The 16,269-nt window shown below is 65.2% G+C and carries 10 protein-coding genes and 1 tRNA gene; 4 read left to right on the top strand and 7 right to left on the bottom strand.

Going from position 1 to position 16,269, the window contains the following annotated elements; translation table 11 throughout:
* Positions 1 to 255: 255 nt before the first annotated feature.
* Positions 256 to 332 (top strand) — tRNA-Met (locus tag DCM80_RS17065).
* Positions 333 to 564: 232 nt separating this feature from the next.
* Here DCM80_RS17065 and DCM80_RS17070 read toward each other — a convergent pair.
* Positions 565 to 1,056, bottom strand: a complete 492-nt coding sequence (locus DCM80_RS17070) for a hypothetical protein (protein WP_257192773.1) — start codon at positions 1,054 to 1,056, stop codon at positions 565 to 567.
* Positions 1,057 to 1,342: 286 nt separating this feature from the next.
* On the opposite strand from DCM80_RS17070, the gene DCM80_RS17075 reads away from it, so the two are divergent.
* Entirely contained in the window at positions 1,343 to 4,396 is a 3,054-nt protein-coding gene (locus DCM80_RS17075; RefSeq protein WP_257197963.1) for an AAA family ATPase, read from the top strand.
* Positions 4,397 to 4,533: 137 nt separating this feature from the next.
* On the opposite strand, the gene DCM80_RS17080 is transcribed toward DCM80_RS17075, so the two are convergent.
* From DCM80_RS17080 to DCM80_RS17095, 4 genes are all read right to left on the bottom strand, one after another.
* The gene (locus DCM80_RS17080) at positions 4,534 to 5,646 is read right to left on the bottom strand and encodes an ABC transporter permease (RefSeq protein WP_257180813.1); all 1,113 of its coding nucleotides are present in this window, start codon (positions 5,644 to 5,646) and stop codon (positions 4,534 to 4,536) included.
* Positions 5,647 to 5,648: 2 nt separating this feature from the next.
* Positions 5,649 to 8,423, bottom strand: coding sequence for a ribosome-associated ATPase/putative transporter RbbA (gene rbbA, locus DCM80_RS17085; protein ID WP_257192774.1), 2,775 nt, complete (start codon positions 8,421 to 8,423; stop codon positions 5,649 to 5,651).
* Positions 8,420 to 9,487 carry an HlyD family secretion protein gene (locus tag DCM80_RS17090; protein WP_257192775.1) on the bottom strand — a complete coding sequence of 356 codons (1,068 nt, stop codon included), beginning with the start codon at positions 9,485 to 9,487 and terminating at the stop codon, positions 8,420 to 8,422. The genes rbbA and DCM80_RS17090 overlap by 4 nt, the downstream gene beginning before the upstream one ends.
* Before the next feature lie 231 nt (positions 9,488 to 9,718).
* A complete protein-coding gene (locus DCM80_RS17095; RefSeq protein WP_257192777.1) occupies positions 9,719 to 10,924 on the bottom strand; it encodes an ABC transporter substrate-binding protein in 1,206 nt (401 codons plus the stop codon).
* A 210-nt stretch (positions 10,925 to 11,134) separates the two neighbouring features.
* Between DCM80_RS17095 and DCM80_RS17100 the strand changes: the two genes are divergently transcribed.
* On the top strand, positions 11,135 to 12,748 hold the full coding sequence (locus DCM80_RS17100) for an acyl-CoA synthetase (RefSeq protein WP_257192779.1): 1,614 nt from the start codon (positions 11,135 to 11,137) through the stop codon (positions 12,746 to 12,748).
* Positions 12,749 to 12,821: 73 nt separating this feature from the next.
* Here DCM80_RS17100 and DCM80_RS17105 read toward each other — a convergent pair whose 3' ends face one another.
* Together DCM80_RS17105 and DCM80_RS17110 are read right to left on the bottom strand one after the other, a co-directional pair.
* A complete protein-coding gene (locus DCM80_RS17105; RefSeq protein WP_257192780.1) occupies positions 12,822 to 13,772 on the bottom strand; it encodes an AraC family transcriptional regulator in 951 nt (316 codons plus the stop codon).
* Positions 13,773 to 13,963: 191 nt separating this feature from the next.
* A complete protein-coding gene (locus DCM80_RS17110; protein WP_257192781.1) occupies positions 13,964 to 15,166 on the bottom strand; it encodes an MFS transporter in 1,203 nt (400 codons plus the stop codon).
* Between the two features lie 173 nt (positions 15,167 to 15,339).
* Between DCM80_RS17110 and DCM80_RS17115 the strand changes: the two genes are divergently transcribed.
* Positions 15,340 to 16,143, top strand: coding sequence for an MBL fold metallo-hydrolase (locus tag DCM80_RS17115; protein ID WP_257192782.1), 804 nt, complete (start codon positions 15,340 to 15,342; stop codon positions 16,141 to 16,143).
* Positions 16,144 to 16,269: the final 126 nt, after the last annotated feature.

Raw genomic sequence — 16,269 nt, forward strand, 5'->3', positions numbered from 1 at the left:
CCTTTGTGGAACTTCTGGCAAGACCTCAGGGAAAGCAGCGGAAATCGGTCGATTCCCCTGTCATAAAGTCGAAAAAAACGTGCCCGCAGCCCTTTCCAAAGCCGGCCCGCCTTGATACATACGCCCCGCACCCGATGGGCACTGCCCCGGGGTTGCCTTCCAAGGAAGCCTTTGGGACGGACTGGAAAAGCCACGCGAGCAGCGCCGGCCTCAACCGACCGTCCCGGCATTTACCGAAGGCATGCAGGTGTTTAACGCGGGGTGGAGCAGCCCGGTAGCTCGTCAGGCTCATAACCTGAAGGTCATAGGTTCAAATCCTATCCCCGCAACCAAATTCGGATTTAACCGGATCCGATACGAAAATGGCCCGCTTGATGCGGGCCATTTTTGTTTTTGCAGCTGATCGCTGATTGGAGAGTTGCGTGCTGTCCGTCGCGCACATGCAAGTCAGTAGCGTGATTCGGAATTACCGACGCTGCCGGTCTGACGGGGAATGCAGCCGGCACGATCCCTCTTCATCGAGTTGAGTGCACGTCACAGTAATGCCGAAGGCTGGGATAGTGCTCAAGACCTGTACGGGCAGACCATGGTCAGCTTCAGCAGCGTCGGCTTGTCCGAGCCCTTTTTGTACTCCCACTCCAGCCGGATCTCGTGGCGATGGGCATAGGCGTCGTTCGGCGCGTGGACGATGATGTTGGTCTTCATCGGGATCGGCGGCTCGGAGTTGAAGCACTTCCGCACGCAGGCATCGAGCAGGTCGCATCGCGTCAGCGGGATGACGCCGGGCTCGTCCCTGGATAGCGGCACCGTGTTCGGCTGGGTGCTGAGATCGACGCGGGCCCGGCCCTTCTCCTTGTGCCAGTACTTGGCGCTTCCCTGCGGCCACCTCGATGGCGGGTTCAGGATCAAATGGTATTGGCCGTATTCCAGGGTCGGCAGATCGATGTCATCCGACGCCTTGAGCTTGGCCACGCTCTTCTTCATGTTCGCCAAGGGATAGTAATTGCTGTTCATCAAGTCTCGAAATGCCTTGCCGCTATATGTCTTGCCGCCCATCGCCTTGTCCTTTGATTTGATCCAATCAACCAGGGTGGCCCGCAGCCCGGCACAGCTCGTTGGCCAGAACGACAGCCCTCGGCGCCCCCAGAACGCGCGGCCCCACGTTCGCGCGCGCAAACGCTATCACCCGAAATTGTGCGTCGTCCAGAGAGATACCGGCTGGTGAGGCCGCCATGCGTGCGTGCAAGTTCGATTGCCACGAATCTTCCGATAGGTAATCTTGCGTCAGGCTCCTCGCGAGCGCCGACCGAAGGACGGTGCTGCGACTTTTGAAGGCACGGAAATGTATTGTGCCGCGTGTCAGTCGGCGATCGACCCAGGCGATAGCTGGTGCTCCAAATGCGGGGTGGCCGTGCGGCGCTCCGAACCGGAGAGCGAACGGCGGTTCGTAACGATTCTCCGTGCCGACGTCGTGGACTCGACCGGGCTCGTTGCAGATCTCGATCCGGAGGAGGCGGTCTCGCGCCTGGAGCCGGCGTTGGCTGCGATGAGAGGCGCGGTTCGTCAGTTCGGAGGCATCGTCAGCAAGGAATTGGGCGACGGGCTCTCTGCGGTGTTCGGTGCTCCGATCGCGGACGACAATCATGCGCCGCTGGCCTGCCATGCGGCGATCGAGTTGGTCCGGCGCGTTGCAAGCCTGGGTGACCCCGACCTTAAGGTTCGCGTGGGTCTCCACTCCGGCCATGTCGTTGCCTATATGGTCGCCAGCGAGTTTTCCAAGGTTTACGAGATTGGCGGAGCGGCCCAGCACCTGGCCGCCCGGCTGGAGGCGGCGGCCGAGGCGAATCAGATCTATGTGTCGCAGGCCTGCCAGGAGCTTGCCGAAGGGCACGTCCGATTCGAGTTTCTGGGTGGCAAGCCGCTACGCGGCTTCAATCAGTCCGTGCCGGTCTATCGGATCGTTGGGGCCAGCGATCTGTCGAGTTGGCGGGTGCGGCGTGCGCGCAGCGTCTCGCGATTCGTCGATCGGACGACCGAGCGGGCGTTGCTGGCTCGTGCGGTCGAGGGCGCCGGAACGGGCCGGCAGACGGTTCTGCTGCTGGGCGATGCCGGCATCGGCAAATCGCGGCTCGCGCACGAATTTGTCCAGGAGCTCAGGCCCCACGGCTGGCGCCTGATCGACGCCGAGTGCAGCCCGAACCTCCAGGGGGCGCCATTCAGCACGCTCAAGCGTCTGCTGCTCTCGGCTCTGGAGGCGGCCGCCAAGGACCCCGGCAGCCCCTCGGATCCCCGCAACGATCTGGGCGAGATTGAGCGTTGCGCCCTCGACGCCGTGCTCGATCTGCCGATTACCAATCCGCAGTGGAATCAGCTCGAGCCTCACGCCCGGGGACGCGCAATCTCCGAGGTCAGCTGTGCCATCGTCGAGCGCCTCGCCCGTCGCCAGCCGACGGTCCTGCTGCTCGAGGATCTGCACTGGATCGACCGGGCCAGCGATACGATCGTGGCGACGATGGCTTCGCTTCAGGTGCCGGGTCTGCTCGTCCTCCTCACGTCCAGGCCAAACGGCATGCCGGTCTGGATTGCGCGCTGCCGCGCCGAGATCGTCGCGATGCAGGCTCTCGACGATGACTCGGGGTTGGCCATGCTGGCCGACATGCTCGGTCCCTCCACGGCGAACGACGATCTGAAGAACCGGATCATCTCGCACACGGCCAATGTCCCCCTGTTCATCGAGGAGGTGTGCCGCGGGCTTCGGGACAGCGGAACGCTCCACGGCCAATGGGGCGATCTCGCGCTGATGCGGCCGATCGAGGAGCTCGGCATTCCCTCGAGCATTCAGGGGGTCATTGCCGCGCGGCTCGATCGGGTGTCGCGGCCGGAACGCTCCATTCTGCAGGTCGCGGCCGCGCTTGGCCCGCGATCGAGCGTCGCCATGCTTCGCACGCTGCTCGAGCTGCCCGAGGACAGCCTGCAGGATTGCCTCGCCTCGCTCGATCGCGCCGAACTGCTGGTCAGGATCGACAGCGAGTTGGGCGACGTGCTCGAGTTTCGGCACGAGATGGTCCGCCAGGTGACCTATGATTCCATGGTCGAAAAGGTGCGCGAAGGCATTCACGCGCGCATTCTTGCGAGGCTGGAGAGCGACGGGGCGGGCGCGGATGAGCCCGACGCGCTGTGCTATCACGCGGTGCGCGCCCGCGATTGGCCCAAGGCGTTCAGCCACGGCAGAAGCGCGGGCCGAAAATGCTTGAGCCGCTCGGCATTTTTGGACGCGGCCAGCTATTTCGAGATTGCGATGGGCTCGCTGGACAAGACGCCCATGACGCCTTTGCGGGAGATGGACGCCATCGACTTGCGGACGGAAGCGCGAGCGGCGTTCATTGCGTCCGGTCAGGTGACCGAGTGGCTAGATCTCGGAAAGGACGCCGAGCGCCGGGCGGGGGCGATCGACGACATCGGACGCAAGGTCGCCGCCATGACGGTCAGAGCGGGCGCGCAGAACTTCTTCGGAGCGCCGGTCGAAGCCGTCGCCGTTTCGGAAGAGGTGGCTCGTCTCGCAGAACAATGGGGCAATGCGGGTTGGCTCAATCTCGCTCGATACAGTCTCGGACAGGCGTATTTCCTCGCCGGCCGCTTTCGCGAGGCAGCGCTGACATTGACCGAGGCTCACGCGCAGTTGGAGGGGCCGCAAGCCATCGCCCCGACCGGCACGACGCCGCGCTCCCTCCTCCTCCTCTGCTGCATGATGAAGAGCTTCACCCATACCGTCATGGGTGAGTTCGCCGCCGCCGAGCAGCTCCAGCAGCAGGCCGCCGCGATCGCCGAGGAGACGGGCCGTCCCTACGACCGCGTCGCCGCCGCCTATAGCGGCGGCTGGCTCATGCTCGGCCGGGGCGAGCCGGCGGCGGCCGCCGCCATGCTCGAAGATGGCTTCGTCCTGGCGCAGAAGCATGGCATCCGGCTGTTCGTGCCGGTGCTCGCCTGCCACCTCGGCATGGCCTATCTGGAGCAGGGGCTGCTGGACCGGGCGCGCGGCATGCTGACCGAGGCGCGCGAGGAGGCGAAGGCGGTCGGCTATACCTCCGCGGTGCTGCGCAGCTCGATCTACCTGGCGCTCGCGACCTGGCGTCTCGGCGATGGTCAGGCGGCGCAGAACATGCTGCGCGAGGCGCGCAACACCGCGCGACAGCAGGGGTTTTCCGGGCTCGAGGCCGAGGCCCTGTTCGGCGAGGCCGTGGTGACGCCCGTCACCAGCGAGAACGGCAAGGCCGCCGTCCTCGCGTCTTTGCGCGGGGCCATCGCGATCGCGTCCGAAAGCGGCGCGCGGCCGCTGCAGCGCAAGGCCGAGGCGATGCTGACCGGGATGCTGGCCCGGGGCAATGAGCTGAGCTGACTCCGTTTCCCGCTCCGGTCAGCCCGCGCAACGTGCCTGAGCTGCCCGACAAGCCAAGTAAATACTGTAGGCAAACCAATGGCTTGGCTACTGTGCATGGGGTTGTTTTCGCGCTTTTTGCAGCGCGGCCCCGTGTCTCACGCCAGGAACGCGCGGAACCGGCGCAGCGCGATCGCGAAGAAGACGCCGCCGATCACGGCGAGCGCGAGAAGCTGCGGCCACACCGATTCCAGGCCCGCGCCGCGGAACAGGATGGCCTGGGCCAGCATCACAAAATGCGTGTTGGGCGCCGCCAGCATGATGTCCTGGACGAATTGCGGCATGCTCTCCCGCGGCGTCATGCTGCCGGACAGAGTCTGCAGCGGCAGAAGGGTCATCATCAGCAGCAATCCGAACTGCGGCATCGATCCGGTGACGGTGGCGAGAAAGATGCCCATGCTGGTGGTGGCAAACAGCTGCAGCGCCGCCCCCAGCAGAAAGAGTGCGACGGAGCCGTCGATCGTGATCGCCAGCCAGCCCTTGATCACGAAGACGATCGACAGCGCGGAGGCCGCGAGCACCGCCAGCCCCATCGACCACACCTTGCTGACCATGATCTCCAGCGGCGTGACCGGCATCACCAGCAAATGCTCGATCGTCCCGTGCTCGCGCTCGCGGATCAGCGCCGCGCCGGTCAGGATGATCGAGAGCATGGTGATCGAGGTGATGAGCTCGTCGACGGCGCCGAACCAGGATTTCTTCAGCTCGGGGTTGAAGCGTGCCCGCAGGGTCAGCTCGATCGGCACGCTCTGCGCATTGCGCGTCCGCGCCAGGAACTCCGCAATCTCCGCGCTGACGATCTGCTCGACATAGCCGCCGCCGTTGAACGCCTGCGAAATCCGCGTTGCGTCGACGTTCAGCTGAATGGCCGGCGACTTCCGCGCCAGCAGGTCGCGCTGGAATTCCGGCGGGATGTTCAGCGCAAACGTGTCGAGCCCGGCGTCCATCCGCCGGTCCATTTCATATTGCGAGATCAGCCGCGGCTCGGAGAAGTACGGCGCCGTGAATGCCAGGTCGATGCGGTTGGAGACTGGCGAACGGTCCTCGTCGACGATGGCGATCGCGGCTCGGTTCAGCGTCTCCGGCAGCGCCTTGGCCCCGGCATAGATTGCGAGCGTGAAGGAATAGACGATGAGCACGAGCAGCATGGGGTCGCGCACCAGGCCGCGCAGTTCCTTGACCCCGAGCTGAAATACGTGGTCGAGCCGCATGATCACCGGGCCTGTTTCTTCAGCAGCATTGCGCCGGCGGTCATCAGAACCGGTATCATGACGGCGAGCGCCAGCAGGTCGTTGTGGAGCGTGTCGAAGCCGAGGCCCTTGGAGAAGGTGCCGCGCGAGATCGTAACGAAATAGGTGGTGGGATAGAGCTGCCCGATCGCGGCCCCCAGGCCCTGGAGCGAGGAGACCGGATCGATCAGGCCGGAATATTGGATGGCCGGGATCAACGTGATCAGGACGGTGCCGAACAGCGCGGCGATCTGGCTTTTCATGAAGGCCGAGATCACCAGTCCCATGCTGGTCGTCGCCGTGACATACAACAGGGCGGCAAGGGCATAGGTCGCAAAGCTTCCCGTGAAGGGAACGCCGAAGACGGTGAGCGCGAAGCCGACCAGGAGGAGGAAATTGGCGAAGGCGAGCACGACATAGGGCAGTTGCGTGCCGAGCAGGAATTCCAGCCGCGTCACCGGGGTGACGTAGAAATTGACGATCGAGCCGAGCTCCTTCTCGCGCACGACGGCGAGCGCAGCGAGCACCGCCGGAATCAGGACCAGCAGCAGCGGGATGATGCCCGGCGCCATGGCGACGACGCTGATGACGTCGGGATTGTAGCGATAGCGCAGCTGGAGCTGGTAGGCGCCGGCGATCGCCGCCTCGCCATAGAGCTCGCGTCCCTTCTGCGCGAGCCAGTTGGCGTGGATCGCCTGGGCGTAGGAGCGCAGCGTCTCGGCTCGCGTCGGATTGGCGCCGTCGACCCAGGCGCCGATCTCGACATGGCGGCCGCGGCTGACGTCGCGGCCAAAGCCCGGCGGCAGCTCGATGGCGAGGCCGATCTCGCCGGCACGCATGCGGCGGTCGAGATCGGCGTAGTCGGTGATCGGAGGTTTCTCGGTGAAGTAGCGCGAGCCCGAGATCTGAAGGCTGTAGTCGCGGCTGATCGCGCTGTCGTCGCGGTCGAGCACGGCGAAGGTCAGGTTCTCGACGTCCATGCTGATGCCGTAGCCGAGCACGAACAGCAGCAGCACGCTGCCGAGAATCGCGAGCGTGGCCCGGATCGGGTCGCGCCGCAGCTCGAGCGTCTCCCGCCGGGAATAGGCGAGCATGCGCGTCAAACTGAATGCGGCGTTGCTCCGGGCCGGCGGCGCGGCGGTTGCCGGTGCAGGCGCTGGCAAGGCGGCCGCCGGCTGGCCGGCCGGCTCGGTCGCGTCCGCGATCGCCTGTTCCAGGCAGGCGATGAAGGCCTGCTCCAGCGTCGCGGTACCGTGCGCAGCCACGATCGCCGCAGGCGTGTCCGACGTCAGCACCTTGCCGGCATGCATCAGCGAGATCCGGTCGCAACGCTCCGCCTCGTTCATGAAATGGGTGGAGACGAAGATGGTGACGTTGTCCTTGCGGGAGAGTTCGGCGAGGATCTGCCAGAAGCGGTCGCGAGCGACCGGATCGACGCCCGAGGTCGGCTCGTCGAGGATGAGGATGTCGGGCGCATGGATCATGGCGACCGCCAGCGACAAGCGCTGCCGCAGTCCGAGCGGCAACGCATCGGGCAGAGAATCGGCGACCTCGGCGAGATCGAACCGGGCGATCATCTCCTCGATGCGCGGGGCGATGGTGTCCGCCGGCAGCTGGAACAGCCGCGCATGCAGGTCGAGATTTTGCGCGACCGTGAGCTCGGAATAGAGCGAGAAGCCCTGCGACATGTAGCCGATGCGTCGCCGCACCGACATGTCGCCGGCATCAATGGCGTTGCCGAACAGCCGCGCGGTGCCTTCGCTGACCGGCAGCAGGCCGGTGAGCATCTTCATGGTCGTGGTCTTGCCGCACCCATTGGAGCCGAGGAAGCCGAAGATCTCGCCCTTCCTGATGCGGAAACTGACGTCGTCGACGGCCACGAAGCCGTTGAACCGCCGCGTCAGGTGGTCGGCCTCGATCGCGATCTCGTCATGGTCCTCGCCGCGCGGCGGGATGACGACATCGGTATGATTGCCGCGATCGGCTTCGGGCAAGAGGCGGATGAAGGCTTCATCGAGCGTGTCGGCGCCGGTCTGCTGCTTGAGCGCGGCCGGCGTTCCGGTCGCCAGCACGCGGCCGGCATTCATCGCGATCAGAAAATCGAACTGAGCGGCCTCTTCCATATAGGCGGTCGAGACGATCACGCTCATGCCGGGCCGGCCAGCGCGGATCGAGGCGATCAATTCCCAGAACTGGCGGCGCGACAGCGGATCGACGCCGGTGGTCGGCTCGTCCAGGATCAAGAGGTCGGGATCGTGGATCAAAGCGCAGCACAGGCCGACCTTCTGCTTCATGCCGCCGGACAGCTTAGCCGCCGGCCGGTCGGCGAAGGGCGCGAGGCCGGTGTCGCGCAGCAGACCGGCGATCCGTCTGTTGCGCTCCGCCTTTTCGTGCCCGAACAGGCGGCCGAAGAAGTCGATGTTCTCGAACACCGACAGCGTCGGATACAGGTTCTTGCCGAGCCCCTGCGGCATGTAGGCGATGTCGGGACATACGTTGCGGCGGTGGCGCGCGCTCGCCATGTCGCCGCCGAGCACGTGGACATGCCCCTGCTGGATGGCGCGGGCCCCGGCGATCAGCGAGAGCAGGCTGGATTTGCCGACGCCGTCGGGGCCGATCAGTCCCACCATGCAGCCGGACGGAAGGTCGAGCGTGATCGCTTCCAGTGCGCGGGTCTTGCCGTAGCTCAAGCCCACGTCGTCGAGATGCACCACGCTGCCGGGCGCGGCAGGCAGCTCGGCTGCGGCCCCGGTGCTCATCTCGTCAGCTTGACGTTGAGATTGCCTGGCCATTGCGCGACCGGATCGAGCTGCACATAGGCCATGCCCGGCAGGCCGGTCTTCACCTGCTCGATGTGCTGGCGCAGCAGCTCGGGCGCGATATGCGCCTTGATGCGGAACATCAGCTTCTGGCGCTCCTCCTCGGTCTCGACGGTCTTTGGCGTGAATTGCGCGACGTCGGCGACGAAAGTGGCCTTGGCGGGGATGACGTATTGCGGGATGGCGTCGAGCACCAGACGCACCTCGGCACCGATCGCGACCCGGCCGGCGGCGGCCGTCGGCAGGAAGAACGTCATGTAGACGTCGCCGAGATCGACCATGTTGAGGACGCGGCCGCCGGCGGCGAGCACTTCGCCGGGCTGCGACACGCGATACTGCACGCGGCCGTCGCGCGGCGCCTTCAGCACGCTGTCATTGAGGTCGGCATTGATGCTTTCGATCGCGGCCTTTGCCGCGTCGACGGCAGCGCCGGCGTCGATCACCATGGCGCGGGCGGAGCTGATCGCAGCCTCGGATGCCGCGACCTGGGCGTGGGAGGCGGCGAGCGCCGCCTTTGCCGTGGCGTTGGCGGAGCGGTCGTCGTCCAGGACCTGCTGCGCCACCGCGCTGGACTTGATCAATTGTTCGGAGCGATCGAGCTTGCGGCTCGTGGTGTCGAGCTGCGCGACGCGCTGGTCGACCACGGCCTCCGCAGCCTTGCGTTCGGCCTCGCGCTGGTTCACCAGGCTCTTCGCGGTCTCGACATTGATCGCGGCGCGCTGCAGCTGCGCCTCGGCCTGGCGGCGCTGCGCCTGCAATTGCTCGGTGTCCATGCGCGCCAGCACCTGGCCGGCGCGGACGAAGTCGCCTTCGCCAACCAGGATGTCGCGGATCCGGCCCGGCGTCTTGGTCGCGATGTCGATCTCGACCGCTTCGATGCGGCCGTTGCCGCGGGCGAAGCCTGCCGGCAGCGTGTTGGTATCGCGGTGCTGCCAATAATAGTAGCCGCCACCTGCAACGAGGACGGCGATCGCGGCGATGACGCGACCCGAAGTGAAGTTCATCTGTTCAAAACGCCGTGAGGCGGCGCCCATTGTTGAGAGACGTGCGCCCGGCCGCTGATCGCGGCAGGGCGACCTCAACATCGCAGCGAATTTTGCATCGCAGCTTGACGCAGATCAGACGGTGGCGTGAAGCGTGTGCCTCTAATTTGGGCTGCGCGTCGTCCTCGCCGTCGTCCGCTTGATGGGTCAAGCGGACGAGAGAAGCTTGCTGTCGGCGCGATCCAGGCCGGATCACTTCACCAGTGGGCAGCCGCCATCTTTCAGCGGGCGGAATGCCTGGTCGGCAGGAACCTCGGCGAGGAGCTTGTAATAATCCCACGGCCCCTTCGATTCCTCGGGCTTCTTCACCTGGAACAGGTACATGCTGTGCACCATGCGGCCGTCCTCGCGCAGCACGCCATTGTCGGTGAAGGCATCCTTCACCGGCAGCTCGCGCATCTTCGCCATCACCGTCTTGGTGTCCCTGGTGCCGGCCGCCTGCACGGCTTTGAGATAATGCAGCGTAGCGCTGTAGGTCGCCGCCTGGTTCATCGTCGGCATGCGCTTGACGCGTTCCAGGAAGCGCTTGCCGAAGGCGCGGGTCTTGTCGTTGAGGTCCCAGTAATAGGCCTCGGTGACGATCAGGCCCTGCGCCATCTTGAGCCCGAGGCTGTGCACGTCGGAGATGAACATCACGATCGCGGCCAGGTTCTGGCCGCCGGCCACGATGCCGAATTCGCCGGCCTGCTTGATCGCGTTGATGGTGTCGCCGCCGCCATTGGCGAGGCCGATGATCTTGGCCTTGGACGCCTGGGCCTGGAGCAGGAACGAGGAGAAATCCGCCGTATTGAGCGGATGCTTGACGCTGCCCAGCACCTTGCCGCCCGCCGCCTTCACGACGTCGCCGGTATCGCGCTCAACCGAATGGCCGAACAGGTAGTCGGCGGTGAGGAAGAACCAGGTGTCGCCGCCGTTCTTGACGATGGCGCCGCCGACGGTGTGCGCGTTGGCGTAGGTGTCGTAGGTCCAGTGCGCGGTATAGGGCGAGCAGGACTTTCCCGTGATGTCGGAGCTCGCCGCGTCCGTCACGATCATGATCTTCTCGTATTGCTTCGACAGCTCCATCACCGCGAGCGCGGTCGCCGAGGTCGGCAGGTCGATGATCATGTCGACGCCCTCGGTCTCCCACCATTTGCGGGCGATGGTGGAGGCGACGTCGGGCTTGTTGAGCACGTCGGCCGAGACCATGTCGATCGGCTTGCCGAACATCTGGCCGCCGAAATCCTCGATCGCCATCTTGGTCGCCTCGACATTTCCCATGCCGCCGATGTCGGAATAGACCGAGGAGAAGTCGGAGAGCACTCCGATCTTGAGTGGGGCCTGCTGGGCGAAGGATGGATTGATTGCGAACGATGCGAGCCCTGCCGCGAAGGCGGCACGCATAATAATCCGGCACATGGTATTTCCTCTGATTTTATAGTTGGTGCGCCGGTTCAGATTGCCTCGGCGAAGCGGCAATTCTTGCGTAACGACGCCGCGCATGCGAGCCGAATTGACGCGGCCCATCGCGCCGACTACGGTTTGCGCAAACATCGGAATCCCGCGAATGCAACGGCGTCGTCCCATGCTCCGCGGATATCCGGCAGATTGCCAATTCAGGGGACGGGAATGACCGGAGACATTGCAGCCACCATCTCGAAAGCGCGCGAGCATTCCATCGGCGATCTGCTGCGCCGTTCGGCGGGGCGCGAGCCGAGCAAGCTCGCGGTGAGCTGCGGCGAGGTGCGCTGGAGCTTTGCCGAGATGGATGCGATCTGCAACCGGCTCGGCCGCGGCCTGCTCGGCCTCGGCGTCAGGAAGGGCGATCGCATCGCGGTGCTGTCACGCAATTCGCACGCCTTCGCCGCGCTGCGCTTTGCGGCGGCGCGGATCGGCGCCGTGCTGGTGCCGGTCAATTTCATGCTCAATCCCGAGGAGATCAATTTCATCCTGAAAAGCTCTGGGGCAAGATTGCTCGCAACCGGGCCGGACTTCGTCGAGTCCGCGCGCGCAGCCAGCGCCAAGGATTGCGCGGTCGAGAACATGATCTGGCTGCCGGGCGAGGATCCCGCGACCGCGCCCGCTGGCCTCACCACCTTCGACGACCTGCTTGATGCCGACGGCTCGTTCCTGGAAGCGTCGGTCGACAGCCGGGATCTCGCCCAGATCGTCTACACCTCGGGCACGGAATCCCTGCCCAAGGGCGCGATGCTGACCCATGAAGCCGTGATGTGGCAGTATGTCAGCTGCATCATCGACGGCGGCATGAGCGTTGAGGACAGGTTCCTGCACGCGTTGCCGCTCTATCATTGCGCCCAGCTCGACGTGTTCCTGGGACCGCAAGTCTATCTCGGTGCCTCCGGCGTGATCACGGGCAAGCCGACCGCCGACAACATCCTGGCGCTGATCCAGGCGCACGAGATCACCTCGTTCTTCGCGCCGCCGACGATCTGGATCGCGATGTTGCGCTCGCCGAACTTCGACAAGACCGATCTGTCGACCCTGCAGAAGGGCTATTACGGCGCCTCGATCATGCCGGTGGAGGTCCTGCTCGAGCTTCAGCGTCGACTGCCCGCCGTCAAATTCTGGAACTTCTACGGCCAGACCGAGATCGCGCCGCTCGCGACCGTGCTGCGGCCGGAGGACCAGCTGCGGAAAGCGGGCTCGGCCGGCAAGCCCGTGCTCAACGTCGAGACGCGCGTGGTCAACAATGCGATGGAGGACGTCAAGGTCGGCGAGGTCGGCGAGATCGTGCACCGCTCGCCGCATCTGCTCTCCGGCTATTACAACGATCCCGTGAAGACCGCGGCGGCGTTCTCGGGCGGCTGGTTTCACTCCGGCGATCTCGCCACCGTCGACGACGAGGGCCACATCACCGTGGTCGACCGCGTCAAGGACATGATCAAGACCGGCGGCGAGAACGTCGCGAGCCGCGAGGTCGAGGAGATGGTCTATCGCATTCCCGCCGTGTCGGAGGTCGCCGTGGTCGGCCTGCCAGATCCGCGCTGGATCGAAGCGGTCACGGCGATCGTGGTGGTCAAGAGCGGCGAGAAGCTCGACGAAGAGACCGTCATCAAGCATTGCGCCGGCCAGATGGCGCATTTCAAGGTACCCAAGCGCGTCATCTTCGTCGAGGCCCTGCCGAAGAATCCGAGCGGCAAGCTGCTCAAGCGCGAGCTGCGCCAGCGTTTCGTCGGCGGCGAGACGCTCGACAAGGCGGTGCAGAAGAGCTTTGGCACCTAAGCGGGAGCGCTTCCGCACGCGCTGCGCCGATGCCGCAGGGCAGCCATTTCGGCAAGATCGTGCTTGAGTTCGCTTAGCCGGCCTCGCCGGAAAGCTTCCTGACGTCGTCCGGGGTCTGTCCGAAGCGGCGGCGAAACGCGCGATGGAAATAGGAGACGTCGTGGAAGCCCGCGAGCTGCGCGATCTCGATGATCTTACGGGTGCGCATGGCGGGATTTCGGAGCAACCGCTCGGCGCGCAGCAAGCGTTGCTCCAGCACGAAGCCGCTATAGGTGATGCCGGCCTGCTCGAACAGCAGCTGGATCGTCCGTGGGCTGATGCGATGCGCGGCCGAAAGACCGGTCAGCGACAGCCCGGGGCTGTCCAGCCGCGCCAGGATGTCGGACTTGAGCGTTTCGAAACGCGCTGCCGCAAGGCCGCGCATGCGCGCCTCCTCGGCGGCATCGCCGCGGGCTCCGATCATCAGCACGGCGAGGTCGAACAGGTGCTGCGAGACCGCGTCGAGCTCGGCCGGGGCGAGCTTGTCCGAATGCGTGTGCGCGAGGTCATAATACCGCAGGAACATCGATGTGATCGGCCTGGTGCCAGGGATCGGCTGCGCGATCAGGTCCTCGGCATTCGGGCACGCGCGCAGCAGCGCCTTGCGGGGCAACAATGCGGTTTGAAAGTTGCCGTAGGCCATTTGACTGACTCTGGCCCCCCTGATCGACGGATCTCCGATCGTGAGGTCGCCGGCCGCGACGTTCAGCGGGCGCCTGCCCATGGTGCCGCTCAGATCCGAATTCGGTGACATGACGACGACCAATTCGTCGTTGGTGCCCATGGACACGAAGCTCATCGGCGTCCCGTAGGAGGCGGACAGCCTCAGGCGCGGAAGGATGGCCGGCGTGATCGTACGGTGCACTGGGCCGTCCCCGATCGGAACGAAATCGGTCCCCATCACCTTCCGGCAGAACTGCTCGCGCCACCCCTCATAGGCCGGCCCAGTCGGATCGCCGCTGAATGAGAGCTGTGGCTGTGTCATCGATCGGAAGGTGCAGGTTCGTCGGTGATTTGGAGCAAGGTTGTACCGTCAGGCCGGTGCACCGCAACGGCAAAAGCGCAGGATTGCGTGATAAGCCACTCGCGATGACGCGCGAAGACCGCGACGCGGTGCCGCAGCTCGGTGCGCCGGATCGCACGAGCGGTTCGGCGGTGTTCGCGCGATGGCGAAGCTCAGTACTTCTTCACCGCCGCCCCGAGCGCGAACCACAGCAGCATCGATGCGAGGCCAAAGCCGCCGAGCAGCAGGAAGGTCGGCCCGTAGCCGATCCATTGTGCGATCCAGCCGCCGAGCGCGGGACTGAGGCTGGCGCCGACGCCCTGCACCGTGATCACGGCGCCCTGGCCGAGATTGATGCGACCGGTCCCGTTGAGTGCGCGCGCGACCATGCCGGGAACGGCGACCGTCTGCAGTCCTGTGCCGATGCCGTCGAGTACCTGCATCGGCACCACGCCCCACCATCCCGTGACGAAGAACGCCAGCACGCCGCGGATTGGCAGGAACATGAAGGAGATCAGGATGATCGGCCAGTAATTGCGCTTGCTCGCCGCCTTCATTGCGATCAGCGAGGTCACGACCATGACGCCCTGCGCGATCACCACGGTGGTCGCGACGAAGCTCGGGCCGTTGGCCTGTCCCTCGGCGACCGCCGCAAGTCCGTAGAGCGGGACGATCGCAGCGTTGCCGAGATGAAACGTCGCGAGCGCCAGCGCCAGCACCAGCAGAGCGCGGTGCTTTAGCAGCATCGTGAACGCGTCCGGCGCGCTGTCCGGATCGTCCTCCTTGCAGCCGCGCGCGGCGCGATCGTCGATCGCCTTCGCCGGGATCATCATCACGCAGGCGATCGCGATGGCGCCGAACAGGGCGGCCAGTGCGAACACGGCAAAATAGCCGTACTTGTAGCCGAGATAGCCCGAGAGCGCAGCGCCAACCATGTTGCCGGCGTGGTTGTAGGCCTGGTTGCGGCCGTTGAGCGCGTTGAAGCCCTTCTGCTTGGCGATGCCGAGCGTGATGCCCGTGACGGCCGGCACGATCGCGGCGCTCGCCAGCGATTGCGCCACTTGCGAAAACGTCACCGCCCAGAAATTCTGCGAGATCAGGATGATCGCAGAGGCCGAGACCACGCAGATGCCGGGAATCACGACCCACATCCGCTTGTTGCGGCTGGCATCGATGAAGCCGCCGATCGGCGTCGTGACCAGCATGCCGGCGACGTTGCCGATCGTCATCGCGGTGCCGATCAGTCCGGTCGCCCAGCCGCGCTCCTGAAGGAAGACGCCGACGAAAGGCCCGATGCCCGACTGCATGTCGGCCATGAAGAAGTTGAGCGCGAACAGGGGCCAGATACGGGACGGGGAGGGAGGCCGCGATGTCATCGATACCCAAGCATGCTGTTCGTCTGTCGTGATCCTCTTGGCCAATCGATCTGGCGTTGACCCGAACGTAACGGACGCTCGCTGCGTTGGTTCCCGTCACTGCTGATGCTCACCGACCTTGCCGAAGGCGCGTTCGCAATGTCATCCTGCAATCTTCCTGCGGAGCTCGAGCCATGCCTCTCTGGACCTGCGAAACCTGCGGCGCGCAATTCCCGAGCGGCGGAAATCCGCCCGCCTCCTGCGTGATCTGCGAGGACGAGCGGCAGTTCGTGAACTGGAACGGACAGACCTTTCTCACGCGCGAGCAGCTCGCGCGGGGACATCGCGTGGTGGGCCGCGACGATCTTGGCCTCACCGGCATCGGCCTGGAACCGAGCTTCGCCATCGGGCAGCGCGCGCTGCTGGTGCCTCAAGGCGACGGCTGCGTGATGTGGGATTGCATTCCACTCGCAACCGATGAAGCCATCCAATACGTCGCAGCGCTCGGCGGACTGAAGGCAATCGCGATCTCGCACCCGCACTATTACGGCGCGGTCGCCGACTGGAGCGACACCTTTGGTGGCGTGCCGGTCTATCTGCATGCGGACGATCGCGCTTTCGTGACGCGACCGCATTCTTCGATCGTGCACTGGACCGGCGAAAGCCACCGGATCTCCGACGATGTGCTGCTGCTGCGAACCGGCGGTCATTTCGCCGGCGCCACCATGCTGCACTCGGCGCTCAGTGCGGACGGCAGGGGTGCGCTGCTCACCGGCGACATCGCTCAAGTGACGATGGACCGCCGCTTCGTCAGCTTCATGTACTCCTATCCCAACTACATGCCGCTCAATGCAGCCGCGGTACGGCGGATCGCGGCAGCCGTCGAGCCGCTCGCCTTCGATCGCATCTATGGCGCGTGGTGGGGGCGCAACATCGCCGGCGGTGCCAAGGCCGCCTTCGCGGCGTCGGTCGCGCGCTATATGGCGGCCATCGCCTGAGACGGATCTATCTTGCTTGTCTTGAATAACTGTACTATAAGTACAGTATAGACTGCAATGATGCAGATGCGGTCCGGCATGATCGATGCATCGTGCAAGTCGCGGCACTCTGTGGCCGCGTGAGCG

Origin of the sequence: Bradyrhizobium sp. WBOS08 (genome assembly GCF_024585125.1) — a bacterium.
Classification (GTDB): domain Bacteria; phylum Pseudomonadota; class Alphaproteobacteria; order Rhizobiales; family Xanthobacteraceae; genus Bradyrhizobium; species Bradyrhizobium japonicum_B.